At 64.3% G+C, this 14,366-nt stretch carries 13 protein-coding genes; 7 read left to right on the top strand and 6 right to left on the bottom strand.

Annotated features, from left to right (window positions below; translation table 11 throughout):
- Nucleotides 1-22 precede the first annotated feature (22 nt).
- From AABA84_RS23080 to AABA84_RS23070, 3 genes are all read left to right on the top strand, one after another.
- The gene (locus AABA84_RS23080; RefSeq protein WP_338313272.1) at nt 23-829 is read left to right on the top strand and encodes a CoA transferase subunit A; all 807 of its coding nucleotides are present in this window, start codon (nt 23-25) and stop codon (nt 827-829) included.
- Nucleotides 826-1,572, top strand: a complete 747-nt coding sequence (locus AABA84_RS23075; RefSeq protein ID WP_212246425.1) for a CoA-transferase — start codon at nt 826-828, stop codon at nt 1,570-1,572. Before AABA84_RS23080 ends, AABA84_RS23075 begins: the two co-directional genes overlap by 4 nt.
- A gap of 404 nt (nt 1,573-1,976) precedes the next feature.
- On the top strand, nt 1,977-2,471 hold the full coding sequence (locus tag AABA84_RS23070) for a hypothetical protein (RefSeq protein ID WP_212246424.1): 495 nt from the start codon (nt 1,977-1,979) through the stop codon (nt 2,469-2,471).
- A 173-nt stretch (nt 2,472-2,644) separates the two neighbouring features.
- Here AABA84_RS23070 and AABA84_RS23065 read toward each other — a convergent pair whose 3' ends face one another.
- Nucleotides 2,645-2,920 carry a DUF3303 domain-containing protein gene (locus AABA84_RS23065; protein ID WP_018319867.1) on the bottom strand — a complete coding sequence of 92 codons (276 nt, stop codon included), beginning with the start codon at nt 2,918-2,920 and terminating at the stop codon, nt 2,645-2,647.
- A 156-nt stretch (nt 2,921-3,076) separates the two neighbouring features.
- Entirely contained in the window at nt 3,077-3,502 is a 426-nt protein-coding gene (locus AABA84_RS23060; protein ID WP_338313271.1) for a YybH family protein, read from the bottom strand.
- A gap of 434 nt (nt 3,503-3,936) precedes the next feature.
- Between AABA84_RS23060 and AABA84_RS23055 the strand changes: the two genes are divergently transcribed.
- Entirely contained in the window at nt 3,937-4,479 is a 543-nt protein-coding gene (locus tag AABA84_RS23055; protein WP_338313270.1) for a hypothetical protein, read from the top strand.
- Between the two features lie 1,415 nt (nt 4,480-5,894).
- On the opposite strand, the gene AABA84_RS23050 is transcribed toward AABA84_RS23055, so the two are convergent.
- Nucleotides 5,895-7,070: a patatin-like phospholipase family protein gene (locus AABA84_RS23050; RefSeq protein WP_338313268.1), complete on the bottom strand. Its 1,176-nt coding sequence runs from the start codon at nt 7,068-7,070 to the stop codon at nt 5,895-5,897.
- Between the two features lie 199 nt (nt 7,071-7,269).
- Between AABA84_RS23050 and AABA84_RS23045 the strand changes: the two genes are divergently transcribed.
- From AABA84_RS23045 to AABA84_RS23035, 3 genes are all read left to right on the top strand, one after another.
- Nucleotides 7,270-8,049 carry an acetoacetate decarboxylase gene (locus tag AABA84_RS23045; RefSeq protein WP_212246420.1) on the top strand — a complete coding sequence of 260 codons (780 nt, stop codon included), beginning with the start codon at nt 7,270-7,272 and terminating at the stop codon, nt 8,047-8,049.
- 110 nt (nt 8,050-8,159) lie between these two features.
- A complete protein-coding gene (locus AABA84_RS23040) occupies nt 8,160-9,176 on the top strand; it encodes a transporter (protein ID WP_338313266.1) in 1,017 nt (338 codons plus the stop codon).
- 23 nt (nt 9,177-9,199) lie between these two features.
- Nucleotides 9,200-10,597 carry a carbohydrate porin gene (locus AABA84_RS23035; protein WP_338313264.1) on the top strand — a complete coding sequence of 466 codons (1,398 nt, stop codon included), beginning with the start codon at nt 9,200-9,202 and terminating at the stop codon, nt 10,595-10,597.
- Here the strand turns inward: AABA84_RS23035 and AABA84_RS23030 are convergent.
- The 3 genes from AABA84_RS23030 to AABA84_RS23020 all read right to left on the bottom strand — a co-directional run bounded on the left by AABA84_RS23030 (nt 10,594) and on the right by AABA84_RS23020 (nt 14,234).
- On the bottom strand, nt 10,594-11,889 hold the full coding sequence (locus AABA84_RS23030; protein ID WP_338313262.1) for an MFS transporter: 1,296 nt from the start codon (nt 11,887-11,889) through the stop codon (nt 10,594-10,596). The two genes, AABA84_RS23035 and AABA84_RS23030, sit on opposite strands and share 4 nt — an antisense overlap.
- 112 nt (nt 11,890-12,001) lie before the next feature.
- Complete coding sequence (locus AABA84_RS23025; protein WP_338313260.1) at nt 12,002-13,198, bottom strand: acetyl-CoA C-acyltransferase; 1,197 nt, start codon at nt 13,196-13,198, stop codon at nt 12,002-12,004.
- Nucleotides 13,199-13,463: 265 nt separating this feature from the next.
- Nucleotides 13,464-14,234, bottom strand: a complete 771-nt coding sequence (locus AABA84_RS23020) for an enoyl-CoA hydratase (RefSeq protein WP_338307029.1) — start codon at nt 14,232-14,234, stop codon at nt 13,464-13,466.
- Between the last annotated feature and the right edge of the window lie 132 nt (nt 14,235-14,366).

Genomic DNA, 14,366 nt, shown 5'->3' with positions numbered 1-14,366 from the left:
GAAGCGAGGGAGAAGTGAAGAGATGACAGACTTCGTAACGCCGCGAGAGATGGCGGAGATGATACCCTCGGGGTGTAAGCTCGGCCTGGCGCCGGACGATTACGCCGCGGCCCCGGGACTGGTTCGGATGCTGATCGATCGCGGCATTCGCGATCTCCACGTGGTCTGTGCGCCGATCGGCGGCATGCAGGTCGACATGCTCATCGGCGCCGGCGCCGTGGCAACGCTGGAGACGAGCGCCGTCAGTCTCGGCGAAGCCGGCGGCGCGCCCTGCTTCAGCCGGGCTGTCCGCGACGGATCCATTCGCCTCCGTGATGCCACTTGTCCCGCGGTGTTCGCAGGGTTGACGGCCGCGGAGAAGGGCGTTCCGTTCATGCCGATCCGCGGCATCATCGGCAGCGACGTCCTCAAGAAGCGCGACGACTGGAAGGTGACGTCCAATCCGTTCGACGACGGCGAGAAGATCGTCGTGGTCTCGGCGATCCGGCCCGACATCGCCTTGTTTCATGCGCCTGAAGCAGACAGGTTCGGCAATGTGCGGCTGGGCCGCCGGCGCGAAACGATGCTGCTGGCCCATGCGTCGAAGCAGGCTTTCGTGACCGTGGAGCGCATCTCCGAGACGTCGCTGCTCGAGGACGAGAAGATGGCCGCGGGCGTCCTGCCTGCGATCTACGTCAGCGCGGTGGCACAGCTGAAGAACGGTGGGTGGCCCACGGGGCTTTACGCCGAATATCCCAGGGACGGGCAGGAGGTTGAAAAGTACGCGCGCGCGGCGCGCTCGCCGGAAGGGTTCCAGGCCTACATCCGGGGCGCGAGGAGCGCGGCATGAGCGAGGCGTGCACCAGCCGCGAGTTGATGATCTACACGATCTCGCGGCTGCTGAAGGGCGTGCGGCATGTTGCAGTCGGTCAATCGTCGCCGATGCCGGCGGCTGGAGCGATGCTGTTGCGTGCGCTCAACCAACGCGACGGGTTGGAGCACGTGCAGGTCTCGATCCTCGGGTCGGTCAAGCACAATTCCTTCACTGGCGGTGCCGAGGAGCTGTTCGATTGTGCCGCGCAGGGACGCCTCGACGCCTTCTTTCTCGGCGGCGGCCAGATCGACGGCCAGGGCAACGTCAACCTCGTCGGCACCGGCGACTATCCGAACAATCCGGTCAGATGGCCCGGCTCGTTCGGCTCCGCCTATCTGTATTTCCTGGTGCCGCGGGTCATTCTGTTCCGTGAGGAGCACAGCCTGCGATCCCTGGTGGAACGCGTGGACTTCGTGTCTGCGCCCGGGGTCACCGACGAGACGGTCTATCGGCGAGGCGGCCCTCATGCGCTGCTGACCAATGCCGCGTTGTTCTCCTTCGAGCGAGAGGCGGGACGCTTTCGTCTCGAGAGCACCCACCCGGGATATGATTGGCGCGACATTCGCGGCACGACGGGCTTCTCGTACGACAACGAGACATGCGAGGTCACGACGCCGTTGCCGGACGAGGCGACGTTGTCCTTGATCCGGGGCCGAATCCGCGAGGAGCTGCGCGAGTGCTATCCGCAGTTCGCGGGCAATATGCCGGGGCCGGGCTGAGGCTGGATTCCGCTCCGGCGACGTTCTCTGTGGCCATCCTTCGAGACGCCCGCCGTTGGCGGGCCCTCAGGATGAGGACGGAGTGTGCGGCAGCACTCTTAACGGGCACCGATGCCGCTTAGCCTCATCCTGAGGAGACCGCAAAGCGGTCGTCTCGAAGGACGAGGCGCGCGCTCGGCTGGCGGAAAATGCCGTATGCGATTGCCCTGCGCTCCCGCGGGGTGTTTGCGGCCGAGCGGGACCGACGAGAACTTGCCGCGGCGATATCGGCTTCGTTACCGGTTGATGCGCCGATCCCGGCAACGTTCAGGCAATCTCTGCAACATTTCTAAACATCTTCGTCAACATCCCGCGGCGATCAGGGCGTAGGACGCGCTCAGACTTTACGAATCAGGATTGGCAGAATGCGATTGAAGGTTTCGGCGGCGCGCATGAGCATTGGCGCGGCCTGGCTCGTGCTCGTCGGCACCGGCCCGCTGCGCGCAGAGCCGGTGTTCGACAGTTTGGCCGGTGCCTGGTCGGGCATCGGCACGATGAAGCCGTCGGACGGTCCGCGCGAGAAGGTTCGCTGCAAGGTGGCGTACAACGTCACCAGGCCGGGGCGGTCGTTGACACTCGACCTGCGCTGCGCAAGCGATGCGTACAAGATGGTCCTGTCCGCGAACATCGAGCAGAGCGGGACGGAGCTTTCCGGCAACTGGTTCGAGAGCGAGTACCGGCAGGGCGGCAAGGTCTACGGCACCAACAAGGACGGACTGATCGAGGCGCGAATAGAGGGAAACACAGTGGCCGCGCTGGTGACGATCCAGACCAGGAGCAACCGTCAATCTTTCCTGATGGAGGCGCCGGGCTCCTGGATGGCGGAGGTCGCGATCGAATTGAACAAGGACGCGAAGTAGCCGCTCTCCGCCAGGAGACGGCTAGACCCTAGAGCATGATCCGGAAGATTGCGCAGCGGTTTTCCGAGAAGTTCATGCTCAAGCAATAAACTAAAGCGCGATGACGATTCATCCTAATCTCATCGCGCTTCAGTGGATGATCTGGTTCAGAAAACCCTTCGCTCGCTTGATGATCAACGCTTGGGAAGCGACGCCATCACCTCGCCCGCGTCTCCGTCCTCAAGGCAGGGCGTGACGGTCAACGGGAGCAGGTCAGACCATTGCGCGAGCCAACGATACATGGCTTTTGGATCACTCGATTCAGAGATCGCAAATCCCTGTCCATTCATGCCGTGCCAGCGGCCCAGCATCTTGACGCCCTCGGGTGGTGCGCCACCGGTCTCGAGAAAGCGGGCGACGGCTGCATTGAAGGTGCCTTGAGGTACGCTCCAGGTGGTTATGAATTTCATGCGATTCTCCCATGACTAGAATTATCGGATGAATGTCGCGGCTACGCCGCATGCGCACGATAGCGCCTGCGTATCGAATGACAACGACGAATGAACACGCGCGTCGGTTGGATCCCTCCTGCTTTCTGCGCAAGCGCTGGTTTGGACGTAAGACGGCTACTTGCCGTCGTTCCAGATGTCGGTGGCGAGCTTCCAGTCGTCTCCGACCTTCTCCCAGACGACGACATACTTTCCGGTCACTTCCTGCGGTGTCGATCCCTTGGTCTTCAGGACGAACGTGCCGATCTCACGGGCCGCGGAAGAACCGAGTGGCTTGACATCCACCGTTGTGAGCTTCGGATCGGTCACTTGTTCAGCCATGCTTTTCCACATGACCTCGATGGCTGGTCGGCCCTGCACCATCGCGGAGCCGAGCGGGAGCGCGGTCGCATCGGCGCTGTAGAGGGACGCAATCCCGGAAAAATCTCCCTTGTTGAACATCTCTATCCATTTCGCATTGTTCGCTTCGATCTCGGCCTTCTGAGCCAAAGCCGGCGCGCTCAACGCGATCACGATTGCAATCGCCGATGCAATGTTGCGCATGATCATCTCCAGACTCAATGTACGATACAGACAAAGGGGCAGTCGTCTTGTCTCGAAGTGGATGCATTGAATGGCCCATCCCAGACCGGGGCAGACGCAACGGCAATTCCGGAGAATTACCGTCAGCACCATTGACGAAGCTGCGCAGTGGAAATTGACGGGCAATTGACCTGACGAGTACTCCATGTCGCAGCTCGAACGCTTGACCAGGCGCGCTCTCGTCCCTGGCGGGCGCGGCCCGAAGGGGTTGGCCTTGCCGGCGCAGCGTCCGGCCCGCTGCCTTTCGCAGCAAGCGCCGATTGGACGGGAAGCTATGCAGTCGTCCTGATCGGCTGCTGCATGCTTTGCATTGTCTGCGGCGCCGTAGCGTTCGCCGTCAAACGACCCTCTTCGCCGGCTTAGTCGATGTTGAATTGCAAGATGGGAGTAACGCCATGACAGGCGAAGAAACGACCATCGTGGCGGGCATCGAAATTCCATCAACCGACCACTTCTTTCTGGCGTTGATCTTCGGGGTGCATATCCCCCTGGGCCTTGCGAGCGTTGCGATCAGCGCAATCGCAATGTTGAGTCAGAAGCGTCGCGGGCGTCATTCTAGGCTTGGAACGATCTATTTCTGGTGTCTGCTGGCGCTCTTCGCGTCCGCGACGTTACTGTCGCTTATGCGCTGGGCCGAAAACTATCACTTGTTCGTTCTCGGTACGTTGTCGTTCGCCTGCGCCTGGATCGGTCGCACGGCGCTCCGACACCGCTGGCGGTATTGGGTCAGGGTCCATATCGCGGGGATGGGCCTGTCGTATATCCTGATGCTGGTTGCCTTTTACGTGGACAACGGAAAGCAGCTTCCACTTTGGAAGGACCTGCCTCATTTCATGTACTGGCTGATACCTTTGGCCGTTGGTATTCCGCTCATCGTTCGGGCGCTTTTGTGGCCGCCGTTAGCGCCAGCCCGCCCTGATGTCCACCTGATGTGGTAGCTAACGACATTCCTTCAATCGACGTCCTACCGCGGCGACTCCTGCGGTTTGTTTTGGGGCCTTGCACGGCCGATTTGGGTCCGGAGGTGGCTGACTTCTACCCCAAGCCGAGAGATTGGGACTCGGAAAAAGGCTTGACCTTCCAGTTCGGGTTACAAAAGGGATCAATGACTTAGCGGGTCCGCAAATCGTCTGCCTCGGCTCGGCCCGCCTCAGCAACCGACTGTTGCAAATCGGGGCGCGGCCGAGACAGGAGAAAGGACCGCCGCCAGCTGCTCGGGGACTGTCAACGTCCAGGGGCCGAGGCGGCGGTCCTCAGGCGCGAGAACTTGGGGAGTCCTAGGGCCTGAAGACAACGATAGCGGCTGCGATGCCGCGCCACCAAGCGGAGAACAATTGCTGCGTATGGAGAATTGTTGCGCATGCGCGAAGATCGGCGTCACTTCGCTTCCTTGTTCAATTCGATCGCGACCTCCGCCATCCAGGAGCCTGGCGCCTCCATCAGGAAGCGACTTGCTCGAAACGATCTGCTGTTGTTCCACCCCGGTGATTGCGGGAGGGACCCGAAGGCCCATTACACCATTGCATCGAATATTCAGTTACGGTGGCACCCCGCCCGTCGGGCAAAACACCCTGTCAATCCCTCGATGCAAAAATATTCCTATTTACCGAATTTCGGATATGTCGTATCAATGGCCATCCCGCCCGCCACAAGGGGCGTTTCGCGATCGTCACGAGACGCGGGCCGGGAGGCGGTGGCCGCGACGGCGTCGGCGCGCTGGGCAGGCTGCAGGGCGGGAATCCCCGTGAGCAGCGGCACGCGCGATACGACACGGCGCTGACAGCGTCCTTGGTTCGGCCTTGATGGTGAGCGCACGCAAGCCATCGGGGACAGGAACGGGGATGTGCGCGGACGGCAAAATCGTGTGGTCCTGACGCCCGGGGTCTGTGCGTCAAGTGTTGCGGTGATGTTGCGGCTCAACCGGGTCAGCACATCAGTCATCCGCAAGGCGACGGGGGCAATAGTGCATCGCTCCCCGGGGAGAGCGCGACATAAGCCGTAAAGCCATCCGCGCAGGGAAGGCCGGTCGCCCGGCTACACCTGTTGTCCACCCCGTGCGCGTCTTGTTCGCACACGGGACCGCGGGTGCCAGCCGGCGCCCGGCCTTCCCTGCGCCCTTTCTGAACAAGAAGGGCAACGAAGAGAGCAAAGCTCGGGCGAAATGAGCCGCGAGAATGCGAGAGTGTGTCTTCTGAAGGGATCATGTCTTGCAGGCACGCTCGCGCCCCGGAAGCAGCGCAGCGTCCCTTCGACGGTGCGCTGCAGAGCCGGGGCCCATGATTGCGGCGAACCGTGTGGCGTCTGGGTCCCGGCTCTGCGCAGCAAGGCTGCGCGTCCGGGAGACAAGCGGCCCTTACGCGCTCTCCGTCTCCCGGTGCACGTCGTGCACCACGAGGCCCATGCCTTCGTCCGGCATCTTGATCCAGTCGCGGCGCTTCAGCGTGCGCTTGGTGTCTTCATAGCCGCTGGTCCAGTGCTCGCGCATCGAGGTGCCCGAGAATTCGTGGTCCTTGGCGTCGCCCTCATAGGCCTTCTGCTGATAGATCAGATGCAGGATCGCGATCTCCGGCATGTGGCACAGGCTTCCCTTCAGCTTGCGCTCCTCGTCGGACAGCTGCTCGTCCGGCAGCTTCGCCAGCGCCTTGTAGAGCAGGACCTTGAGATTGTGGGTGCGGCGATAGACGTCGGTGTTGTGGCGCGTGCGCGAGGAATACATGATGTCCTTGTGGCGGGCCATCACGTCCTGGATCGAGCGCGGCAGCACGCCGCGCGCGCTGAACAGGTCGACCTGGAACACCAGCGAATTGAGCGCGTCCTCCTGGTCGAGCAGATGCTGCAGCGGCGTGTTGGAGACGATGCCGCCGTCCCAGAAATGATCGGTGCCGATCCGCACCATCGGCAGCGCCGGGGGCAGGGCGCCGGAGGCCATGATGTGCTCCGGCTCGATCTCGTCATGGGAATTGTCGAAATAGATGAAATTGCCCGAGAGCACGTTGACCGCGCCGACCGCGAACCGGACCTTCTTCTCGTTGATGAGATCGAAATCGACCAGCTCGAGCAGGCTCTCCTTCAGCGGCATCGTGTCGTAATAGCTGGTCGCGGTGCGCGCGCCGACCGGGCTGAACCAGGGATTGACCTGATGCGGGGTGAAGAAGCCGGGCTGTCCCATCGCCGAGGTCATCCACGCGCTGGTGAAATTGCGCCACTGCCGGAAGATGTCGCCGTCGGGCGTGTAGTGCCAGATCTTGCGGTTGGTGATGCGCTCCCAGAAGATGCGCAGCGCCTCGAGCCGCTTCTCCGGCTTGTTGCCGGCGATGATGGCGGAGTTGATCGCGCCGATCGAGACGCCGCAGACCCAGTCGGGCTCGATGCCGGCCTCGTGCAGCGCCTGATAGACGCCGGCCTGGTAGGCCCCGAGCGCGCCGCCGCCTTGCAGCACCAGCGCGACGCGATCGCAGCGTTCGGGCCGCCAGCCCCGCGAGGGCGCCTGATGGCTCTGATATGTCGGTTGCGACGTGCGGGCGTCCATGGCGATGCCTCCTGCTTGCGCCAGACGATTGCGTCACGTGGTGACGGCGTGATGACAAGGCGGCACCGATACATCTCCGGTAGCGCAGACCGACCACGCTGCAACGGCAGGGGTCGTGCGCCTGACGGAAAAGCTTCACATCGCAGTCAATGAGGATCGTTAGCAATTGCCGCCGATCGGGATTCACAGGAGACCAGCGATGCGAAGCGAAGACGTGCTGAGACTTCCGTCCATGCCCGCGGCAGGGCCGAGCTATCCGGCCGGTCCGTACCGGTTCGTCAACCGCGAATTCCTCGTCATCACTTACGAGACCGACCCGGAGCTGATCCGCGCCGGCCTGCCTGAGCCGTTGCAGCCGATCGACCAGCCGATCGTGCATTACGAGTGGATCAAGATGCCGGATTCCTCCGGCTTCGGCAGCTACACCGAATCCGGCCTCGTCATCCCCGCGCGCCTCAACGGCGAGGACGTCAATTTCGTCTCGCAGATGTATCTCGACGACGATCCGCCGATCGCCGCCGGCCGCGAGATCTGGGGCTTTCCCAAGAAGTACGCCCATCCCAAGCTCGAGATCGTCAAGGACACGCTGACGGGCACGCTGGAATATGCCGGCCAGCTCGTCGCCATGGGCACCATGGGCTACAAGCACGAGAGCATGGCCGGCAACGGCGATCTCACCCGCGCCACGCTGTCGAAGACGCAAGTGAATCTGAAGATGATCCCGGGCGTCGACGGCCGTCTCGAGGTCTGCCAGCTGGTCGCGATCAACCTGATCGATATCGTGCCGAAGGGCTCCTGGATGGGGCCGGGCCGGCTGCATCTGGTGCCGCATGTCAATGCGCCGGTCGCCGATTTCCCGGTCCGCCGCTGCCTCGGGGCGCATCATTACATCGCCGATCTGACGCTGCCGTTCGGCCGCGTCGTGCACGACTACATCAGGCAAGCCGAGGCAGCCGCGACCGGGCTGGCGGCGGAATAGGGCGGCATCATCAAACTGTAACACTGGCGTAATTGAGTACCCGCCTGGGTCCGGAAGATGCCGTCAGCCGTCTTCCGGAATGGGGCAGTTGTTGACGGTTGGGGCTATCCATGGCTGAGCCGGCAAAGCTTGCCAGCGCATTATCGAACGCCGAACCCGCCATTCCCGGCCTGGTCTGGGCCTTCCGCCTGCACAGCGACGGCAGTGCCGAGGCGCTGCCGGTCGACCAGCCGATCGAGTTCAGCCATGACGGACGGCTGTGGCTGCATTTCAACCTCACGGACGCACGCGCGCGGCCCTGGATCGCGGCGTCGCAGCTGCCGCCGCTGGCGCGCGAGCTGCTGCTGTCGCACGACACCTTCCAGCAGCTTCACGTCATCGACCATTGCGTCTACGGCGTGTTCTCCGATCTCGTGCGCGAGATCGACAGCGCGACGGAGGAGACCGCGTTCCTGCGCTTCGCCATGACCGAGCACCTGCTGGTCTCTGGCCGCCATCAGGCGCTGTGCTCGGCGGACGCCACGCGGCGGGTGCTCGAAGGCGGCTACCGCGTCGACAATGTCGCTCATCTGCTCGAAAAGATCGTCGACGAGGTCGCCGACACGCTGGACCGGATGGCCGACAAGCTCGGCCAGGAGATCGACGATATCGAGGAGCGCATCCTGGCCGATGACGCGAGGCCGGAGATGCGCCGCAATCTCGGCCGGCTCCGCCGCACCTGCGTGCGGCTGCATCGGCAGCTCACCGGATTGCGCACGCTGTTTCACCGTCTCGATCAAAAGAACACCGATCATCTGTCGCCGGCGCTGCGGATCCAGGCCGGCAAGCTGGCGCAGCGGCTCGACGGGCTCGATCACGACATCGTCGAGCTGCGCGAGCGCAGCCGCCTGCTCGAGGAAGAGCTGCGCTTCAAGAACGAGGAGGAGAGCAACCGCCATCTCCACACCCTCTCGATCGTGACCTCGCTGTTGCTGCCGCCGACGCTGGTCACCGGCATTTTCGGCATGAACACCAAGGGCCTGCCGCTGACCGAGGTCGAGACCGGATTCCTCTGGGCGTCGGTGCTGATGGCCTCCTCGGTTGGCGCTGCCTATCTCTTCATGCGGCGCACGGGTATCTTCAAATAGCGTTGCGCCAGCCGGAATCAGCCGTGATCGGGACCGTCCATAGCTCTCTGTTGCGAGGTGCGGCCGCGCTTGCCCTGGCCTGCACGGCGACGAGCGCGCTCGCCGGCGCCAAGGACGAGAGCGCGGCCGCATGGCTGTTTCCCAAATGGTTCAACGCGTGGCACGACGGCCTTGCCAGCAAGGGCCTGAATTTCGGCGCCACCTATATCGCAGACAATATCGCCAACGCCGCCGGCGGCGTGAAGCGCGGTGCGGTCCATTTCGGCCGCCTCGATCTGTCGGTCGATGCCGATCTCGACAAGCTGGTCGGGTGGACCGGCGGCCGGTTTTACGCCAATGCTCTCGTCATCTACGGCCAGGGCCTGTCCCGCAACTACGTCCAGAACCTCGCCACCATCAGCGAGATCGAAGCACTGCCGGACCAGCGGCTCTACAACGCCTATTTCGAGCAGAGCTTTTTCAATGACCGCCTGAACATCCGGGCCGGCCAGCAGGCCGCCGATGTCGAGTTCTTCGACAGTCAGACCGACGACCTCTTCATCAACGGCACCTTCGGCTGGCCCGCGATCAAGGCGAGCAACCTTCCGGCCGGCGGCCCGGCGCCGCCGATCGCGGTGCCCGGCATTCGCATCAAGGCGGCACTGACCGACAGGATCACCGCCTATGGTGCGGTGTTCAACGGCGATCCGTCGGGGCCGGGCGATGTCGATCCGCAGCTGCGCGACCATCATGGCCTGGCATTCCGCGTCAACGATCCGCCATGGGTGATCGGGCAGGTCCGCTTCAACTACGACATCGATATCGGCGGCCGTCCGCTCGCCGGCAATTTCACGCCGGGCGCGTGGAAGCATTACGGCTCGTTCGACAGCCAGCGCTTGACGGCGGAGGGGATGTCGATCGCCGATCCCGGCGGCAGCGGCATTCCCGCAAGGCTCAATGGCAGTTACGGCATCTTCGCCGTGATCGAGCAGGTGCTCTATCGGCCGCCTGAGGTCACCGAGAACAGCACCTCGGCTTCGCTGCCCGGCATCACCGCGTTCGGCCGCATCGCCTACAGCCCGCCGGACCGCAATCTGATCGACCTCTATCTGGACGGCGGCATCGGCTTCGTCGGCTTCACGCCGGGCCGTCCGCTCGACCGCTTCGGCGTGGCCATGGCGTACATGCGGATCTCGAACACCGCGCGCAATCTCGACGTTGATACGCAGGCCTTCACCGGCGTCCGAAGCCCGGTGCGCAGCAACGAGACGCTGATCGAGATGATCTACGAGGCGCACATCAAGCCGGGCTGGCTGATCGCGCCTTACTTTCAATATGTGTTCCGTCCCTCGGGCGGCATCGCGAATCCGAACGATCCGAGCGGTATTTCGCGGATCGGTGACGCCGCGGTGTTCGGCGTCACCACCACGCTGCGGTACTAGGCCGAGGCCGTCGCCGGCTGTAGTTTCGGTTGCCGCGACAGCGCCAGCACGATCAGCGAGGCGAACACGCAGAGCGCGCCGGCGATGAAGAACGCGGGCAGGTAGCTCTCATAGACCGTCCGTGAGAGACCTGCGCCGAACGCCGCGGTACCGGCTCCGAGCTGATGGCCGGCAAAGATCCAGCCGAACACCAGATTGGCGCGCTCGGGCCCGAATTTCTGCGCGGTGAGACGCACCGTCGGCGGCACCGTCGCGATCCAGTCGAGGCCGTAGAACATCGCGAAGACGGAGAGGCCGTAGAACGAGAAATCGCTGAAGGGCAGGAAGATCAGCGAGAGCCCGCGCAGCCCGTAGTACCAGAACAAGAGATAGCGGTTGTCGTAGCGATCCGACAGCCAGCCCGACATGATGGTGCCGAAGAAATCGAAGATGCCCATGGCAGCGAGCAGGCTCGCGGCCTGCACCTGCGGGATACCGAAATCGAGGCACATCGGGATCAGGTGCACCTGGACGAGACCATTGGTCGAGGCGCCGCAGACGAAGAAGGTCGCAAACAGGATCCAGAACGCGGATGATTTCGACGCGTCGCGCAGCGTGCCGAGCGCAACGCCGGTGATCGAGCCGTGGCTCACGGGCGGGGCGGGCAGGGGCTCGGTGCCCTCATCGCCGTACGGGCGCAGGCCGAGATCGCTCGGACGGTCGCGCATCGCGAGCAGGACGGCCAGCGCCGAGACGCCGAGCATGATGCAGACGAAGCCGAGCGCGAGCCGCCAGCCGTAGCGATCGGTGAGGCTTGCGAGCAGCGGCAGGAACACGAGCTGGCCGGTGGCGACGCTCGCGGTCATGATGCCGACGACGAGGCCGCGCCGTGCCGCGAACCAGCGCGTGGCAATGGTCGCGCCGAGCACCAGCGCGGTCATGCCGGTGCCGATGCCGATCACCACGCCCCACAGCGCGACGAGCTGCCAGACCTCGGTCATGCCGAGCGAGAGCACGAGCGCCGAGACGACGATGAGCTGTGCCGCCAGCGTGACGTTGCGCAGGCCGTAGCGGTTGAGCAGGGCGGCTGCGAAAGGCGCCATCAGTCCGAACAGGATGAAACGGATCGACAGCGCGGACGAGATCTGCGCCGTGCTCCAGCCGAACTCCTTCTGAAGCGGAACGATGAACACGCCGGGCGCGCCGACCGTGCCGGCGCTGATCAGCGCGGCAAGGAAGGTCACGCCGACCATCACCCAGCCGTAATGGATGTTGCGGCGGGACAATGCTGCCGCGAGCCAGTTCGAGATCATTGGGCCTCAATGTGGGTTGGCGAGCCCGGTGGGACTCGCGTCATGGTTTCAGTCTGGCACGGGGAAGGGAAGTCTAAAATGACAGACTTCCCTCCATTTCGGACGCCCGCGCTCAGCGCGCCGACCGCTCGACCGCGATCGCCGTGGCTTCGCCGCCGCCGATGCAGAGCGCGGCAATGCCGCGCTTGAGGTTGTTCGCCTCGAGCGCATGCAGCAGGGTCACGATCAGCCGTGCGCCGGTGGCGCCGATGGGATGGCCGAGCGCGCAGGCGCCGCCATTGATGTTCAGTCTGTCGCGGGGAATGCCGAGATCACGCTGCGCCGCCATCGCCACCACGGCGAAGGCCTCGTTGATCTCGAACAGGTCGACGTCGCCTGCGCTCCAGCCGACCTTGTCGAGCAGCGTGCGGATCGCCGGGATCGGCGCCGTGGTGAACCATTGCGGCTCCTGGCTGTGGGTGGCGTGGCCCTTGATCTCGGCGAGAACGGGCAGGCCGCTCCGATCGGCCAGCGAGCGCTTGGTCAGCACGAGCGCAGCGGCGCCGTCGGCATTGGCGGAGGAGGCGGCCGGCGTGATGGTGCCGTTGGCGCGGAATGCCGGCTTCAGGCCCGGGATCTTCGCCGGATCGACCTTCAGCGGATGCTCATCATTGGCGACGATGCGGGGACCGGCCTTTTCCGCGAGCGTGATCGGCGCAATCTCGGCCTTGAACGCGCCGCCCTCGACCGCCTTGCGGGCGCGGCTCAGCGTCTCCATCGCGTAGGCGTCCTGGTCGTTGCGGGTGAACTGGTACGCCTCCGCGGTGGCCTCGCCGAAATCGCCCATGGAACGGCCGGTCTCGTAGGCATCCTCGAGGCCATCCATCATCATGTGGTCGATGATGCGGTCATGGCCAACGCGATAGCCGCCGCGGGCCTTGGCGAGGAGATACGGTGCGTTGCTCATGCTCTCCATGCCGCCGGAGACGACGATCTCGGCCGAGCCGGCGCGAATGATGTCGTGCGCCAGCATGGTCGCCTTCATGCCGGAACCGCAGACCTTGTTGACGGTGGTCGCGCCCGTGCCATCGGGCAGTCCGGCCGCGCGCGCCGCCTGGCGGGCGGGTGCCTGGCCCTGTCCGGCCGGCAGCACACAGCCCATGAAGACCTCGTCGACTTTCTCGGGTGCAAGTCTTGCGCGCTCCAGCGCCGCGCCGATCACGTGCGATCCGAGCTTGTGCGCGGGGAGAGGCGAGAGCTCGCCCATGAAGCGGCCGAGCGGGGTGCGGGCGGCGGAGACGATGACGACGGGATCGGCGGCTTCGGCCATGATGGGGCTCCCTGGCGGTGCTGTGTAGAATTACGATCATCATATGATGCGGCGCAAAAAATGCAACCGCGGCTGGGATGAGAAAATGTCGTGGGTCGGATGAGATTTGGTCGGTCGACCCTCGCTGTCATTGCCTGCGAAAGCGGGCAATCCAGTATATTCCAGAGGCCCGCGTTGGCGAACTCGCTCTTACCACTGCTGCTGCGGCGTACTGGATGCCCCGCCTTCGCGGGGCATGACACCGTTTTTGGGGTGGGCTTATCGCCTACCGTTTCCTGTTCACAAACGCCTGCATCAGCCGCGTCGGCTCGTCCGTCAGGAACGACTCGCCGAACACCTTGACGCTGAGGTTCACCGACTCCGTCAACGGCAGCTCCTCCCATTGCCGCAGCAGCGCCTTTTGCGACCTCAGCGCTTCGGGGCCGCATTCGAGCAGCGTGTTCACGAGATGCTCGACGGCGGCATCCAGTTCGCCCTCCGCCGCCACCTTGTCGACCAGTCCCCAGGCCAGCGCGGTCGGGGCGTCGATATTCTCCGCCGTCATCACCAGCCAGCGCGCGCGGGCCCAGCCGATCAGGCGGGGCAACAGCGCTGCGTGGATCACCGAGGGGATGCCGACGCGCACCTCCGGCATGCCGAAATGCGCATCATGCGCGGCAATCCGGAAATCGCAGGCGGCGGCGACCTCGAGGCCGCCGCCAAGGCACCAGCCGGGCATGCGCGCGATCACCGGGGCAGGGAAGGCGCGCACGGCCTCGCAGAGATCGCGCAGGCGGCTGATGAAGGCTTCGGCCGATCGTTGGTCGAGCTTGGCCATCTCCTTGATGTCGGCGCCGCCGATCATGCTCTTCTCGCTCTGGCCGCGCAGCACCACGACCCGGATGCTGCGGTCGGAGCTGAGCTGCTGCAGGCCTTCGCGCACGGCGTCGGTCACCGGCGAACCGAGAATATTGAGCGGGCCGGCGTTGCAGATCGCGACATGAACGACGCCGCGCGCATCGCGCGTCACGCCGCAGTGGTGGTTGAGCATTTCCATCGTGGCATCTCGAAGATTTCGTGGACCGGCGCGAGGCGCGCGGGTCGGTGCCACTTCCGGGCCGAAACGTCCTTATTGTCAAGCGGGCAGGGGGGCGAGTTGCAAGTGCGAAGTCCGCGGCATAGTATGACA

The organism is Bradyrhizobium sp. TM239 (genome assembly GCF_036247985.1).
Lineage (GTDB): Bacteria > Pseudomonadota > Alphaproteobacteria > Rhizobiales > Xanthobacteraceae > Bradyrhizobium > Bradyrhizobium ottawaense.
The sequence above is the reverse complement of the archived record's forward strand: the minus strand, read 5'-3'. Positions and strand labels throughout refer to the sequence as shown.